Annotated in this window: 17 protein-coding genes; 11 read left to right on the top strand and 6 right to left on the bottom strand. The window is 68.6% G+C overall.

The genetic code is table 11. The features are described from left to right. The first annotated feature begins 29 nt into the window (after positions 1-29). From tatC to ACK4HH_RS03645, 4 genes are read left to right on the top strand one after another with little or no spacing between them, the layout of a single operon-like run. Positions 30-794 (top strand): twin-arginine translocase subunit TatC, encoded by a 765-nt coding sequence (gene tatC, locus ACK4HH_RS03630; RefSeq protein WP_409648364.1) that lies wholly within the window; start codon positions 30-32, stop codon positions 792-794. Continuing rightward, entirely contained in the window at positions 787-3,234 is a 2,448-nt protein-coding gene (locus ACK4HH_RS03635) for a DEAD/DEAH box helicase (protein ID WP_409648366.1), read from the top strand. Before tatC ends, ACK4HH_RS03635 begins: the two co-directional genes overlap by 8 nt. A gap of 37 nt (positions 3,235-3,271) precedes the next feature. Continuing rightward, the gene (gene lnt / locus ACK4HH_RS03640) at positions 3,272-4,858 is read left to right on the top strand and encodes an apolipoprotein N-acyltransferase (RefSeq protein ID WP_409648368.1); all 1,587 of its coding nucleotides are present in this window, start codon (positions 3,272-3,274) and stop codon (positions 4,856-4,858) included. Beyond that, positions 4,855-5,598 (top strand): polyprenol monophosphomannose synthase, encoded by a 744-nt coding sequence (locus ACK4HH_RS03645; protein WP_409648370.1) that lies wholly within the window; start codon positions 4,855-4,857, stop codon positions 5,596-5,598. Before lnt ends, ACK4HH_RS03645 begins: the two co-directional genes overlap by 4 nt. Here the strand turns inward: ACK4HH_RS03645 and ACK4HH_RS03650 are convergent. From ACK4HH_RS03650 to ACK4HH_RS03665, 4 genes are all read right to left on the bottom strand, one after another. Then, positions 5,595-5,963, bottom strand: a complete 369-nt coding sequence (locus ACK4HH_RS03650; RefSeq protein WP_409648373.1) for an RNA polymerase-binding protein RbpA — start codon at positions 5,961-5,963, stop codon at positions 5,595-5,597. The genes ACK4HH_RS03645 and ACK4HH_RS03650 overlap by 4 nt on opposite strands. 125 nt (positions 5,964-6,088) lie before the next feature. Next, positions 6,089-6,859: a glycerophosphodiester phosphodiesterase gene (locus ACK4HH_RS03655; protein ID WP_409648375.1), complete on the bottom strand. Its 771-nt coding sequence runs from the start codon at positions 6,857-6,859 to the stop codon at positions 6,089-6,091. Next, on the bottom strand, positions 6,859-7,791 hold the full coding sequence (locus ACK4HH_RS03660) for an SPFH domain-containing protein (RefSeq protein WP_409648377.1): 933 nt from the start codon (positions 7,789-7,791) through the stop codon (positions 6,859-6,861). The genes ACK4HH_RS03655 and ACK4HH_RS03660 overlap by 1 nt, the downstream gene beginning before the upstream one ends. Beyond that, a complete protein-coding gene (locus ACK4HH_RS03665) occupies positions 7,788-8,264 on the bottom strand; it encodes an NfeD family protein (protein WP_409648379.1) in 477 nt (158 codons plus the stop codon). Before ACK4HH_RS03665 ends, ACK4HH_RS03660 begins: the two co-directional genes overlap by 4 nt. Positions 8,265-8,357: 93 nt before the next feature. On the opposite strand from ACK4HH_RS03665, the gene ACK4HH_RS03670 reads away from it, so the two are divergent. Next, entirely contained in the window at positions 8,358-9,143 is a 786-nt protein-coding gene (locus ACK4HH_RS03670) for an SDR family oxidoreductase (protein ID WP_409648381.1), read from the top strand. Between the two features lie 13 nt (positions 9,144-9,156). After that, positions 9,157-9,603 (top strand): NUDIX hydrolase, encoded by a 447-nt coding sequence (locus ACK4HH_RS03675; protein WP_409648443.1) that lies wholly within the window; start codon positions 9,157-9,159, stop codon positions 9,601-9,603. Here ACK4HH_RS03675 and ACK4HH_RS03680 read toward each other — a convergent pair. After that, positions 9,561-10,658, bottom strand: a complete 1,098-nt coding sequence (locus tag ACK4HH_RS03680) for a TerC family protein (protein WP_409648383.1) — start codon at positions 10,656-10,658, stop codon at positions 9,561-9,563. The two genes, ACK4HH_RS03675 and ACK4HH_RS03680, sit on opposite strands and share 43 nt — an antisense overlap. A gap of 228 nt (positions 10,659-10,886) precedes the next feature. Between ACK4HH_RS03680 and ACK4HH_RS03685 the strand changes: the two genes are divergently transcribed. The 3 genes from ACK4HH_RS03685 (at position 10,887) to ACK4HH_RS03695 (ending at position 13,162) form a co-directional block, all read left to right on the top strand. Continuing rightward, positions 10,887-11,180 (top strand): hypothetical protein, encoded by a 294-nt coding sequence (locus ACK4HH_RS03685; protein WP_409648385.1) that lies wholly within the window; start codon positions 10,887-10,889, stop codon positions 11,178-11,180. A 191-nt stretch (positions 11,181-11,371) separates the two neighbouring features. Further along, entirely contained in the window at positions 11,372-12,559 is a 1,188-nt protein-coding gene (locus ACK4HH_RS03690; protein ID WP_409648387.1) for a hypothetical protein, read from the top strand. An 81-nt stretch (positions 12,560-12,640) separates the two neighbouring features. Next, the gene (locus tag ACK4HH_RS03695; protein ID WP_409648389.1) at positions 12,641-13,162 is read left to right on the top strand and encodes a DUF2087 domain-containing protein; all 522 of its coding nucleotides are present in this window, start codon (positions 12,641-12,643) and stop codon (positions 13,160-13,162) included. A 3-nt stretch (positions 13,163-13,165) separates the two neighbouring features. Here the strand turns inward: ACK4HH_RS03695 and ACK4HH_RS03700 are convergent, their stop codons facing one another. Beyond that, a complete protein-coding gene (locus ACK4HH_RS03700; RefSeq protein ID WP_409648391.1) occupies positions 13,166-13,495 on the bottom strand; it encodes a YciI family protein in 330 nt (109 codons plus the stop codon). A gap of 86 nt (positions 13,496-13,581) precedes the next feature. Between ACK4HH_RS03700 and ACK4HH_RS03705 the strand changes: the two genes are divergently transcribed. Next, positions 13,582-13,941, top strand: a complete 360-nt coding sequence (locus tag ACK4HH_RS03705) for a bleomycin resistance protein (protein WP_409648393.1) — start codon at positions 13,582-13,584, stop codon at positions 13,939-13,941. Between the two features lie 2 nt (positions 13,942-13,943). Beyond that, the gene (locus ACK4HH_RS03710) at positions 13,944-14,312 is read left to right on the top strand and encodes a DUF2200 domain-containing protein (RefSeq protein WP_409648395.1); all 369 of its coding nucleotides are present in this window, start codon (positions 13,944-13,946) and stop codon (positions 14,310-14,312) included. The last annotated feature ends 1 nt before the right edge of the window (position 14,313 follow it).

Raw genomic sequence — 14,313 nt, forward strand, 5'->3', positions numbered from 1 at the left:
AACCGCGGCCCCGGAATCCCGAGGGCCGCATGTCCCTCGGGCAGCACCTCGTCGAACTGCGCAAGCGCATCTCGATCTCGGCGGTCGCGATCCTGCTCTTCTCGATCCCGGCTTGGTGGGCGGTCGACTACGTCTGGGCGGCGCTGAGCGCCCCCGTGCTCGCCGTCGCCGAAGCGCAAGACCGCGATGCGACCCTCGCGTACACGACCATTGGCGAGGCCTTCGACACCCGCCTGCTCATCATGTTTCTCGTCGGCATCGTGGCGTCGTCGCCGATCTGGCTCTACCAGCTGTGGGCGTTCATCGTGCCCGCCCTGCACCAGCGCGAGAAGCGCTTCGCGATCGGCTTCATCGCCGCCTCGGTGCCGCTCTTCGTCGGGGGATGCCTCGCGGCCTGGTTCGTCTTCCCGAACATCGTCATCCTGCTCACGGGGTTCGCCTTCGGCGAGTCCGCGACGCTGCTGAGCGCTCGCATCTACCTCGACTTCGCCATCAAGTTCATCCTCGCGATCGGGGTCGGGTTCCTCTTCCCGGTCGTGCTCGTGGCGCTCAACCTCGCGCGCGTCATCACGGGCGCGGGCATCCTCAGGGCCTGGCGCTGGGCGATCCTCGGCATCACGGCGTTCACCGCGATCGCCACGCCCGCGGCCGACGTGCTCTCGATGGTGCTGCTGGCGATCCCGATGGTCGGGCTCTACTTCGCCGCCGCGGGCATCGCCTCGATCAACGACAAGCGGGTCGCGAAGCGCGAGGCGGCGCTCAACGCCGAGTACGGCATCCGCGTCGATGATTGACGCCGAGCGCTCCGACCACGCACCGAGCCCCGCCGAACGCTATGCGACCCAGCGCGAGCTGCGGTCGTTGCCGCGCCTGCGGGCCTTCCGCGACGGACTCACGATCGAGCTCGACCCCTTCCAGCACGCTGCCTGTGCGGCGCTCGAGCAGGGACGCAGCGTGCTCGTGGCCGCTCCGACGGGCGCCGGCAAGACGATCGTCGCCGAGTTCGCCGTCTTTCTCGCGATGTTCGAGCCGACCGCCAAGATCTTCTACACCGCGCCCATGAAGGCGCTCAGCAACCAGAAGTACACCGAGCTCGTCGCGCAGTACGGCCACAGCGAGGTCGGGCTGCTCACGGGCGACACGAATATCAACGCGCGCGCGCGCATCGTCGTGATGACGACCGAGGTGCTGCGCAACATGCTCTACGCCGACTCCGACCTGCTCACCGACCTCGCGTTCGTCGTGATGGATGAAGTGCACTACCTCGCCGACCGGTTCCGCGGTGCGGTGTGGGAGGAGGTCATCATCCACCTCCCGCCCCAGGTGCGCATGATCTCGCTGAGCGCGACCGTGTCGAACGCGGAGGAGTTCGGCGACTGGCTGCAGGCCGTGCGCGGCGACACTGACGTGATCGTGAGCGAGACCCGGCCCGTGCCGCTCGAGCAGCACGTGCTCGTGCGCTCGAAGCTGCTCGACCTTTTCGACTCGTCGGGCAAAGCCGCCACGAACCGCGTGAACCCCGAGCTCGTGCAGCTCGCCAAGGCCGGCGGCCACACCCCGCATCGCGGCCGCCAGCACCATCCGCGCCGCTGGGAGAAGCGACCGGCGGGGGAGGGGCGCGCCGATCGAGCCGAGATCGTCGGGATGCTCGGGGCCCGCAACCTGCTGCCCGCGATCTTCTTCATCTTCAGTCGTGCCGGTTGCGACCAGGCGGTCAAGCAACTCGTGCGCTCGGGAATCCGGCTGACCGATACCGCAGAGCGCGAGGAGATCCGCCTCATCGTCGAAGAGCGCTGCCGCACGCTGCGCGACGACGACCTCGCCGTTCTCGGCTACTGGGAGTGGCTCGACGGCCTGCAGCGCGGCGTGGCCGCGCACCACGCTGGCCTGCTACCCGCCTTCAAAGAGGTCGTCGAAGAGCTGTTCCAGAAGAAGCTGCTGCGCGTCGTCTTCGCGACCGAGACGCTCGCGCTCGGCATCAACATGCCCGCGCGCACGGTCGTGCTCGAGAAGCTCGAGAAGTTCAACGGCGAGGCGCGTGTTCCCATCACGCCCGGTGAGTACACCCAGCTCACGGGCCGAGCCGGGCGACGCGGCATCGACACCGAGGGCCACTCGGTCATCCAGTGGACGGGCGGTCTCGACCCGCAAGCCGTCGCGTCGCTCGCATCCCGCCGCACCTACCCGCTCAACTCGAGCTTTCGGCCGACCTACAACATGGCTGTCAACCTCATCGAGCAGTTCGGCCGCGAGCGCACGCGCGAGGTGCTCGAGTCGAGCTTCGCGCAGTTTCAGGCCGACCGCGCGGTCGTCGACCTCGCGCGCACCGTGCGCAAGAACCACGAGGCGCTCGAGGGCTACGCCCGCGCGATGACCTGCCACCTGGGCGACTACACCGAGTACGCCGCCCTGCGCCGCGAGCTCAGCGACCTCGAACGGGGAACGCGGCGGGCGGGGGAGCCGGGCGAGAAGGCCGACAAGCTGCGGCGCCAGAAGCAAATCGAGGGCGTGCGCACGCGCATGCGCAAGCATCCCTGCAACGGCTGCGCCGAGCGCGAAGCGCACGCGCGCTGGGCCGAGCGCTGGTGGCGCCTGAGCCGCGAGACCGAGAAGGTCAGCCGCCAGATCACGGGGCGCACGGGTGCCGTCGCCGCTGTCTTCGACCGCATCACCGACATCCTCGCCGAGCTCGGCTACCTCGAGACCGACGAGCACGGCCGGCTGGGCCTCACGACCCACGGTCGCTCACTGCGCCGCATCTACGGCGAACGCGACCTGCTCGTGGCCGAAAGCCTGCGCCGGGGGCTGTGGCGCGACCTCGACGTGCCCTCGCTCGCGGCCATGGCGAGCGCAATCGTCTACGCCGCGCGGCGCGACGACGGGCAAGCGCCCGAGTACGCGCTGCCGCGCGGAGCCTTTCGCCCCGCGCTCGAACGCACGCAGGAGCTCTGGGCCTCGCTCGACGATCTCGAGCACGAACACCGGCTGCCGGGCAGCGAACCGCTCGCGACGACGCTCGCTCTGCCCATGCACCGCTGGGCGGCGGGCGGGTCGCTCGACGCCGTGCTGCGCGATGCCGATCTCGCGGCGGGCGACTTCGTGCGATGGACCAAGCAGACCATCGATCTGCTCGACCAGATCTCGATCGTCGCCGACGGTCAGGTCGGCCGAACGGCCCGCAGCGCGCTCGACGCGATCCGCCGCGGCATCGTCGCCTACAGCTCGGTCGCCTGAACCGGGCACCGTGCCCGTTCGCCTAGGATTCTGCCTCGTGACCTCGACGCTTCCGGCCGCCGCCGGCCCCGCCGCGGCACAGCCCCTCTCGCTCGGCGCCGCGCTGCTGATGGCGATCACGGGCGGATGGCTCATGGATCTCGGCTACCCCGACGTCGCCTGGTGGCCGATGACCGTCATCGGCACCGCGCTCATGCTCGCGAGCCTGCGCGGGCGCAGCGTGGGCGGCGCGCTGCTCGTCGGCGCGGTCGGCGGCTTCGCCTACTACGGGCTGCTCATCGAGTGGTTGACCGTGTACCTCGGGGTCGTGCCCTGGCTCGCCCTCACGCTCGCCCAGGTCTTCTTCACGTCGCTCGGCGGGGTGCTCATCATGCTCGCCTGGCGCTGGGTGCCGCGCGCTTGGCCCGGTGTCGCAGGCCGCCTCATCCTCACCCCGGCCGTCGTCGCCGCTGCCTGGACGGCGCGCGAGGCCGTGGCGAGCGTCTTCCCCTTCGGCGGTTTCGCGTGGGGCCGCCTGGCGCACAGCCAGGCCGAGGGCCCTCTCGCGCACTGGGCGGCCTGGGTCGGGTTCTCGGGGCTCACGTTCCTGCTCGCGTGGTTCTCGGCGATGCTCGTCGCCGTCGTCGTCGAACGTCGGGTCGGGATGCTGCGCCGGGGCGTCCTCGTCGCCGGAGCATCCACCGCCCTGCTCGTGTGGCCTGCCGTGCCGATCGCGACGACGGGCACCATCTCGGTCGCCGCGGTCCAGGGCGACTCCGACTCGGGGCTCTTCGCCGAGTATGAGCACGGCCAGATCCTGCAGGACCACTACGACGCGACGCGCCCGCTCTTCGACCAGGGCCTCGACCTCGACGTCGTCGTGTGGCCCGAGAATGCGAGCGACCTCGACCCGCTGCGCAGCGCGTACGCCGCCTCGGTGCTCGACCTCGTGAGCGACCGGCTCAAGGCGCCCGTGGTCGTGGGCACGATCACCGCAGACGACGACGAGACGTTCAACTCCGTGCTGCTGTGGCGGGCTGGGGAGGGCTCGGTTGACCAGTACGACAAGGTGCACCCGGTGCCCTTCGCCGAGTACCTGCCGGCCCGCGACTTCTTCTACCCGCTCGCCCCGAGCCTGTTCGACCTCGTTCCGCGCGACTACTCGTTCGGCCAGCGCGACACCGTGGTCGACCTCGACGGCGTGATCGCCGGCATCTCGATCTGCTACGACATCGTCGACGACGACCTGCTCGCGCGGCAGATCGACGAGGGCGCCCAGGTGCTGCTCGCGCCCACCAACAACGCCGACTTCGGCGTGAGCGATCAGAGCGTGCAGCAGCTCGCGATCGCCCGCCTGCGCGCGATCGAGTCGGGTCGGGCGCTCGTCAACGCCTCCACGGTCGGAGCGAGCGCAATCGTGCTCCCCGACGGCTCGACGCTCGACAGCCTGCCGCTCTTCGAGCCCGGCACGATGGTGCAGCAGGTGCCGTTGAGCGACACCGTGACCCCGGCGCACGCGCTCGGGCGCACGCTCGAGTGGGGCGTGATCCTCTTCGGCCTGCTGTCGATCGCACTCGCGGCGGCGCTGCTCGGCCGGCGCGGAGTGTCGTCGCGCGACCCCGAGTCCGCGGGGGGCTTCCGATGATGCGCACGCTCGTCGTGGTGCCCACGTACAACGAGGCCGAGAGCATCCGGCCCATCATCGCGCGCATCCGCACGGCGGTTCCCGACGCCGATGTGCTCGTCGTCGACGACGGATCTCCCGACGGCACGGGCGGCATCGCCGACGAGCTCGCCGCAGCAGACGCGCACGTCTCGGTGCTGCACCGGGCGCGCAAAGAGGGTCTCGGGGCCGCCTACCTGCAGGGCTTCGCGCGGGCGATCGACCACGACTACGACGCGGTCGTCGAGATCGACGCCGACGGCTCGCACGATCCCGGCGAGCTGCCGGCCATGCTCGCCCTGCTCGAGAGCGCTCCCGCCGATCTTGTGATCGGCTCGCGCTGGGTGGCCGGGGGATCGGTGGTCAACTGGCCCGGAGCGCGCCGCGCGATCTCGCGGTCGGGCAACCGCTACGCCCGGTGGATGCTGCGATCGCGCATCCACGACATGACCGCCGGATTCCGCGCCTACCGCACGAGCGCCCTGCGCGGGCTCGACCGCGCAGTCGTGTCGTCGCAGGGCTACTGCTTCCAGGTGGAGCTCGCCTGGCGGGTCGAGGCTGCCGGAGGAACGGTGCTCGAGCATCCGATCGCTTTCGTCGAACGCGAGACCGGGCGGTCGAAGATGCACGCGGGCATCGTGGCCGAAGCGCTCGCGCGCATCACCGTGTGGGGGCTTTCGACGCGCGTGGGGCGAGCGCCGGGGCGGGTGAGCGCGCGCTAGGCGCCGATGCGCTCGCCGCCGCCCCGTCGGGCGCGCAGCAGTTCGAGCCGCTCCTGCAGCAGCTCTTCGAGCTCGTCGCGCGTGCGGCGCTCGAGCAGCATGTCCCAGTGGGTGCGCGGCGCCTTCGTCTCGCCGACCTCGATGTCGATGGGGGTGCCGTCGGGCGCCAGCAGCACGCCCTCGTGGCCGCTCTTGGGCGACTCCCACGTGTCGGGCAGCTCGGCGTCGGCAGCGAAGATCACGTCGAAGGTCTCGCCCTCGGTGGTGCGGTACTGGGCGCGCTGACGGTCGGCGAACTCGACGCCCTCTTCGCTCTGCATGCTCTGCGAACCGAGTCTCATGCCCCGCAGCGTGCGCTCCGCCATGCTCGTGCCCTCCCGTACCGGTGATCGCGCGCTCTCGCAAAGCGCGGCCAAGTTCATGTATAGGTATAGACCCGTTCACTCGACCTGAACGGCCGGCGAGGGCGCTTCCCAGAACTTTGCCAGCGTCACTCCAGCGTTGCGACGACCTCGAGCGCGCGATCCGCGCGGTCGGTGACGATGCCGTCGACGCCGAGCGAGAGCAGCCGGGCCATCTCCGATGCCTCGTTGATCGTCCAGACGTGCACCTCGACACCGGCGTCGTGAAAGGCCCGGATGCGCGCGGAGGTGACCGTGTCGAGCCCGATCGCGCGGGTCGGAATCTGCACGGCGTGCAGCCCGCGCAGCGCTGCGCGCACGAGCGGGCCGCCGCGCACGACGCTCGCGAGCAGCGCCGCGGCGAATCGCGGACCCGACGCGCTCGTCGCGACATCGGGCAGCAGCGCGAGCGCGGCTCGACGCCGGCGCTCGCTGAACGAGGTCAGCAGCACGCGGTGCTCGGCCCGCGCCGCGCGGATCGCGTCAACCGTCGGCTCGATCGCCGCGGCGCTCTTGAGGTCGATGTTGAATCGCGCGTCAGGAAACGCGTCGAGCGCCTCGGCGAGGGTGGGCAGATGCTGGCCCTCACCCAGGTCGAGGGCGGCGAGCTCGGCGACCGTGAGCGCGCCGACCGGGTCGGGCCGTCGCGCGACGCGCGAGAGGTCGGTGTCGTGAGCGATCACCGCGACACCGTCGGCACTCGCGTGCACATCGGTCTCGATGTGGGTCACGCCGATGGCGAGGGCGTGCGCGAATGCCAGCAGCGTGTTCTCAGGGGCCTCGAGTGCGAGGCCACGGTGCGCGAGCACACGCGGCGTGGTCGACTCGAAGTACTGCAGGCCCGCGAGCCGGCCGGCCATCACGCCTTGGGTGCGCGGGCGGGCGGCGACCCCGCCGTGCCGCCGAAGAAGCCCTGGCTGATTCCCTTGAGGGCCTCGGTCAGCTCGCTCGGCACGATCCAGAGCTTGTTCGCTTCGCCCTCGGCGAGCTTGGGCAGGGTCTGCAGGTACTGGTACGCGAGCAGCTTGCTGTCGGGGTCGCCCTGGTGGATGGCCTCGAAGACCGTGAGGATCGCCTTGGCCTCGGCCTCGGCCTTGAGGATCTGGGCCTGCGCCTCACCCTCGGCCTTGAGGATGGCCGACTGCCGCGCACCCTCCGCCTCGAGGATCTGGGACTGCTTCGTGCCCTCCGCGGTCAGGATGACGGCGCGGCGGTCGCGCTCGGCGCGCATCTGCTTCTCCATCGAGTCCTGGATGCTCACGGGCGGGTCGATGGCCTTGAGCTCGACACGGTTGACGCGAAGCCCCCACTTGCCCGTCGCCTCATCGAGCACGACGCGCAGCTGGCCGTTGATGTTGTCGCGGCTCGTCAGCGCCTCTTCGAGGTTGAGGCCACCGACGACGTTGCGCAGCGTCGTGACGGTCAACTGCTCGACGCCGGCGAGATAGTTGGCGATCTCATACGTCGCCGCGCGCGCATCCGTCACTTGGAAGTAGATGACGGTGTCGATCGAGACGACGAGGTTGTCTTCGGTGATGACCGGCTGCGGCGGGAACGAGACGACCTGCTCGCGCATGTCGACGAGGGGCCGCATGCGGTCGATGAAGGGCACGAGGATGTTGAGGCCCGGCTGCAGGGTCTTGCGGTAGCGCCCGAGCCGTTCGACGACGCCCGCGTAGGCCTGCGGCACGATGCGGATCGATCGGATCAGGACGACGACCACGAAGATCGCGACGACGACGACGAGCACCGTCACGAAGATCTGGCCGAGGAAGGCGGCGGTCGAGATCATGCTTGTTCGCTCCGTTCTGCAGGGGCGACCTCGGCGGTCGCTCCGTCGATGCGCGTGACGACCACGCGGTCGCCCTCGGCGAGGGTCAGGGTCTCGTGCTGCGGCGCGAGCCGCGCCGTCCAGGTCTCGCCGTTGGCGAGCTTGACGAAGCCCGCGCCGTCGGCGAAGGCCGCCGTGACGCGCGCCGCCATGCCGGTGAGGGCGTCGACGTTCGTGCGCGCCGGTTCGGTGCCGCTATCGAGTGCTCGCAGCAGCAGGGGCCTGATCGTGAAGAGCAGCAGCCCGGCGATGACCGCCGCGGCGAGGATCTGCACCCACCACTCGGCCCCCAGCAGGTTCGTGCCGAGGCCGCCGATGAGCGAGCCCGCTGCGACCATCATGAAGGTGAACTCGAGCGTGAGCACTTCGATGATCACGCACACGACCACGAACACGAGCCAGATGATCCAGAGGTACTGCGTCAGATCGACCATGGCCGGCACCTCTCATCATCGCTGTGGTTGCCTCACGCTATCACCGGCGCCTGACGGCCCATCCGGCCCGCGCGGGCGATAGGGTCGAGAACCGTGAACACCCCTCTGCAGCCCGGCTCGCTGGCCGGCAAGACCGCCCTCGTCACCGGATCGTCGCGCGGCATCGGCGCCGACACTGTCAAGTACTTCGCCGCCGCGGGCGCGAACGTCGTGATCAACTACCGCGCCAAGGCACCGCGCGCTGAGAAGCTCGTCGCCGAGATCGAGGCGGCGGGCGGCCAGGCAATCGCGATCGGCGCCGACCTCACCGACGCGGCCTCGGTCGCCTCGATGATGGATGCCGTGCGCGAGCGCTTCGGCAGCATCGAGATCCTCGTGCTCAACGCCTCCGGGGGCATGGAGTCGGGCATGGGCGACGACTACGCCCTGAAGCTCAATCGGGACGCACAGGTCAACGTTCTGACGCAGGGCGCCGAGCTCATGGGCCCGGGTGGCCGCGTGGTGTTCGTCACGAGCCACCAGGCGCACTTCATCGACACCGTGCCGACGATGCCCGAGTACGAGGCGGTCGCGAAGTCGAAGCGCGCGGGCGAGAATGCCTTGCGCGCCCTCATTCCGACGCTCGAGGCCAAGGGCATCGGCTTCACGGTCGTCTCGGGCGACATGATCGAGGGCACGATCACCGCGACGCTGCTCGAGCGCGCGGCGCCCGGCGCCATCGATGCGCGCAAAGAGGCGGCCGGCAAGCTCTACAACGTGAGCGAGTTCGCCGCCGAGGTGGCGCAGGCGGCGGTCGACCCGGTGCCGGCTGACAACACGCGCCTCGTGGGCGATGTGAGCTACTTCACCGCGTTCAGCGCCGACACCGCGGGGGAGTAGGGCTGTGGCCCCGATGCGGGGCCTGCGGCGGTCATCCCGAATCATTCTCATGGATTCGGAGGGCGCCGCACTGCTGTTCTTCACCGCCGCGCCCGATTCGAGTCGCTGGGCCCGCTGGATCACCCCGGGCGGGGGAGTGGACCCGGGGGAGTCGCACGAGCAGGCGGCGATCCGCGAGCTGTTCGAAGAGACCGGACTCGTCGTCGACGGCGTGGGGGAGCCCGTGTGGAGCCTCGACTTCGACGTGGCGTGGGACGACGCGGATCACGATCGCGGGCACGCCGAGTACTACGTCGTGCGGTGCGAGCGCTTCGAGCCGGTGTCGACGAACTGGACCGATGACGAGCACATCGACGTGACGGCGCACGGGTGGTTCACCGCCGCCGAGCTGCTCGCCACCGGCCAGCCCTTCGAGCCCTACGACCTTCCGCGGCTGCTGCGCTCGGTCGCAGCATCCTGATCGGAGGGCTCGTCGCCCTGCACGGGAGACGATGATTCCGCCGCGCGACGCGACGGTCGCCGCCAGACCGGCTCGGCCTCGGCCAGCTCGGCCTCGGTGGCGATGCGGAACGGGGGAGCGTTCTCGACCTCGACCGCGTGGCGCCCTTCGCCGCGCGTAGCGCGCAAGCTCGTGACGATCGAGACCGTGATGATGAGCGCCACGACGCCGAGCGAGACGCTCGTGGGGATCTTGTAGACGTCGAGCAGCAGCATCTTGATGCCGACCCAGATGAGCACGAAGGCCAGGCCGAGTTTCAGGTAGATGAACCGGTGCATGAGATCGGCGAGCAAGAAGTACATGGCCCGCAGCCCCAGGATCGCGAAGGCGTTCGCCGTGAACACGATGAACGGCTCGCTCGTCACGCCGAAGATCGCGGGGATCGAGTCGACGGCGAAGATGATGTCAGTCACCTCGACGAGCACGAGCACGGCCAGCAGGGGAGTCGCGACGATGACGCCCGCCCTGCGGATGAGGAACTTCTGCCCGTGGTAGGCGTCGGTCATGGGCACGAACCGTCGGAAGAGCTTCAGGATGCGCGAGTTCTCGACATCCATGTGCTCGTTGCGCTTCCTGATCATGACGTAGCCCGTGTACAGCAGGAACGCGGCGAACACGTAGAGGATCCACGAGAACTGGTCGATCAGCACAGCGCCGAGGGCGATGAAGATCGCCCGAAAGACGAGCGCGCCGATCACCCCGAGAAAGAGCACGCGGTGCTGCAGCTCGCGCGGCACGCCGAAGAACGCGAAGATGATCGCCCACACGAAGACGTTGTCGACCGCGAGCGACTTCTCGATGAGGTAGCCGGCGTAGTACTGCTGGCCGAGCTCGGCCCCGTACTCCCACCAGATGTAGCCGCCGAAGGCGACGCCGAGGCTCACCCAGATGATCGACCACACGGCGGCCTCGCGCACGCCGATCACATGGGCCTTGCGGTGGGCGAAAAGGTCGATCGCGAGCATGGCGACGATCACGCCGAGCACGGCGAACCAGAGCCAGAGGGGCACGTCCATGAAGAGACTCCTGAATAGTCGGTGAGGCGATTCAGGAGGTCTTTCCCGGCCGAGTAGGTCTGAGGTCGGCCCGTGGCGCCGGATCCGTGCGGACGGATCGGAGTGACGACGCAACGCGGGTCGGGGATACTCCCCTCCGTGAACAAGTGAACCACATTTCACGTTTACGAAGAAATCCGTTCGGCCCGGTCACGGCGAGCTCCCAGCATTCGGCGGTGGGATGCTCGCATGACGTCACTCGAGCCCGGCAGCGGCATTCCGTGGCTCACCGAGTTCGTCGGTCCGGGGTTCTTCGAGACGGCACTCGGCCCGGCCATCGTCATCGCGTTCGTCGTCATCGTGCTCGCACCGGTGTCGATCTACGCGCATCGCTGGTGGATGACCGACACGACGCTCATGATCTGGGTCGTCGTCGCGGTCGCCGGCGGCCCGCTGGGCGCGATCGCGTGGTTCGCGTGGGGCCGCCCGGCCGTGCGGCGCTACCGCGACGGCGGAGCGGGCGCCGTGCCCGCCGCCCCCTGACTCGAGTTTTGTCCGATAATCCACATTATGTCAGGTCGAGTGATTATGGGCGGCGGATGCTCGCCCTGAGCGTCCCGGATGGCGGCGCCTTGGGCATCCCCCGCCCCTCCTAGACCGAGTCTTCCGTCAATGAAGGCGGACCGGTGTCGCGCTACACATTGGTTCGGCGTGAATGTGCCAGAATCATTCTCATGTCCTACGACATGACGATCTTCTTCGAGAGTGATCCGAGCGACCGTCTCCCCCAGCTCATCGCTGCCGAGGCGGACCTGACGATCGAACTCGAGGCTGCGGGGGTCACGGTGCGCCGTGGGAAGGGCACCTACTGCTGTTCCGTCGGGGAGCCGGTGCGAGTGGAAGAGGAAGATCTTCCCGACGCGATCGTGAGCCGCTCGGTCAGCTTCTCGTTTCAGGTCGATGTTCTCGTCGAGGGCAGCAATCCCACATCGATCGCGCGCACCCGCAAGCTTGTCCGTCACATTGTTCGTTCTTTGGACGGGGTGAGTTGGGATCCGCAGACGGAAGCCGTAGACCCCAAAGCGGCACGTCGTTCCACGCCGTCGACACCCGCTGGATTGGTGAACCTCGTCGAGATCGATTGGTACGCGCCTCGACGCGAAGGCGTTGCCGCGGCCTATCTTGACGCCACACGCCGCTACCTACCCGAAGCCGCGCCGCGGCGGTTCGGATCGTATGAACCTCTGAGTTTTCGACTTGACCGCGACGGCCCGGACCGCTTTGTTGTGGAAGCCGAGCGCGGTGAGAGTCTGTACTTCAAGGGCGCGCAGCCCGTGCTGGACGGCTCGATCATGGTGGATGATCGCCACGGTACGCGGGTCAGCCTCAGCATCCTCGCGCAAAATCTCGACGATCCGGCCTGGCGCGACGGAGTGCGAGCGCTGTTCTTAGAGCTTTCGGGGCAGCTCGACTGCTTCTTCGCTTCGGCTCAAGTGATCCGCAACCTGACGTGGTCTGGGCGACAGATCTGGCACGGGCTTGAGGCCGAGAGCGCCTACAGCTCGTTTTGGCGAGAAGGGTGGATGGGGCTACCCCCGCATCCCGTCTGGTGGGCTTACCTCGGCCCTCAGTACTCACCGCTCATAGACCTGAACGGCCCCGGAGTATCTCGCCGGGGGGACGCCGCATTCATTGAGCTCTCGACAGAGCCAGCCGACCGGGACGCACTTTCTCGGTCGCTACCCCGCCGCGGTTTGCTGCGCAGACCGCTGCCGTGGATATCGCCGACGCTGCAGATGAAGCCGGTTGACGACCACTTACGGATGCGACCCCCTAATGCAGAGCGTGCCGACGTTGTTCCCGAGGACCTCGCAATACAGGTGGCAACCGCCGGCTACCGCATGCGTTCGCCCGTCCGCTAAGGGCGAATGAAGCGACGGATGTTCGGACTGGTCGTCGTGAATCACGTTGGCCCGGGCACCCTCCGTCGATAAGTTCTAGGCATGCTGAAGAGCAGTGACCCCAACGCCTGGCGAGGCGTGATCGCAGCGCTCGCCAACCCGGAGAGTCGGCGTGTGCTCGGGCTGCTGGCTGCCGAGCTCGACGCCGCGGAGTGTCTTGCCTCGCTCCCCCTCAAGCGCCGCGAGCGTGTCGTGCGCGTGCTTAGCGACGCGGGCCTGCTCGATAGTTCGGGTGATGTGCTGAGGTTGCGGGTTGAGCGCTTCGCCGAGTTGCTCGCCTCAGATCCGGTCGAGCGCCTCACGGGCATCGAGCGGTTCTTCATCAACGGTCGGCTGGAGCAGTACCCCGCGGGCGCTGTTGACCGCGCGCTGGTGCTTCACTACCTCATCGACAGCACCATGCCTGACCCGGTCGAGCTTGTCGATGAGCGCACAATCACCGCGCGCCTCGAGGTGCTCACTGACGACCCTGTGACGGTGCGGCGCTATCTCGTCGACGCGGGGTTTCTCGATCGTGCTTCCGATGGCAGTTCGTATCGTCGAGCCGGACCCGACTCCCCCTGAGGCTCATCCCCCGAAGAACGGCCGCAGCTCGACCACGCGGTTGCAGGCGTGCGACCCCTCGGCGGCGAGCGCGAGCGCAGCATCCCGATCGGGCGCCTCGACGATCCAGAACCCCGAGACGTACTGCTCGGTGTCGTGCAGTGGGCCGGGCGTGACGAGCCCCGCTCCCCCGCGGTTGTCGACGACGGTGGATGCCCGGGGCGATGCCAGGCCCTCCGCCATGATCAGCTGGCCCGCGCCCTGCAGCCGCGCGTTGAACGCGTCGATCGCCGCCATCTCGTCGCCCGATCCTGAGCCGGTTTCATCATCAATCACGCTGATCACGAATCTCATCACGTCCACCTTTCGCCAGCCGTGCGGCAGACCGTAGCGCACCGGTGATCGTGCGCGACACCCCGTTCTTTTCGTTGGCTAGGCTCATGCCCGATCGTGCCGTGCCGACGCTGCCGTCACGCAGTCTCGATGCGACAGCCGCGTTCTACGCTCGGCTCGGGTTCGTCGAGCAGTACCGGGACGACGGCTGGCTGATCATGAGCCGAGCCGAGCTGACCCTCGAGTTCTTCCCGCATGCTCGACTCCGCCCCGCGACGAGCGATCACCAGGCGAATCTGCGGGTCGACGATCTCGACGCGCTTCATGCAGCGTTCGCCGAATCCGGCATTCCACTCGCGACCACGGGCATCCCCCGGTTGACCCCCATCGAGCGACAAGAGTGGGGCGCCCGCGCCGCCTTCCTCATCGACCTCGACGGCACGATGCTGCGACTGATAGAAAACTGATCATGGCTACCGCACCGGCGACCCTCGACCGTGTGGCGCGCATGTCGTTCGGTCAGGTGTACCCGCTCTACGTCACCAAGGTCGAGCGCAAGGGCCGCACGAAGGCCGAGCTCGATGAGGTCATCACCTGGCTCACCGGGTTCGATCCGACGGCGATCGCGCGGCACGTGGCCGACCAGACGACGTTCGCCGACTTCTTCGAGCGCTCGACCCTCAACGCGAACGCCTCGCTCATCACGGGCGTCATCTGCGGCGTGCGCGTCGAAGAGATCGAAGAGCCGCTCATGCAGCAGGTGCGCTACCTCGACAAGCTCGTCGACGAGCTCGCCAAGGGCCGGGCGATGGAGAAAGTTCTGCGCACGAGCGCGTGAC

The organism is Microcella sp. (genome assembly GCF_046296455.1).
Taxonomy (GTDB): Bacteria; Actinomycetota; Actinomycetes; order Actinomycetales; family Microbacteriaceae; genus Microcella.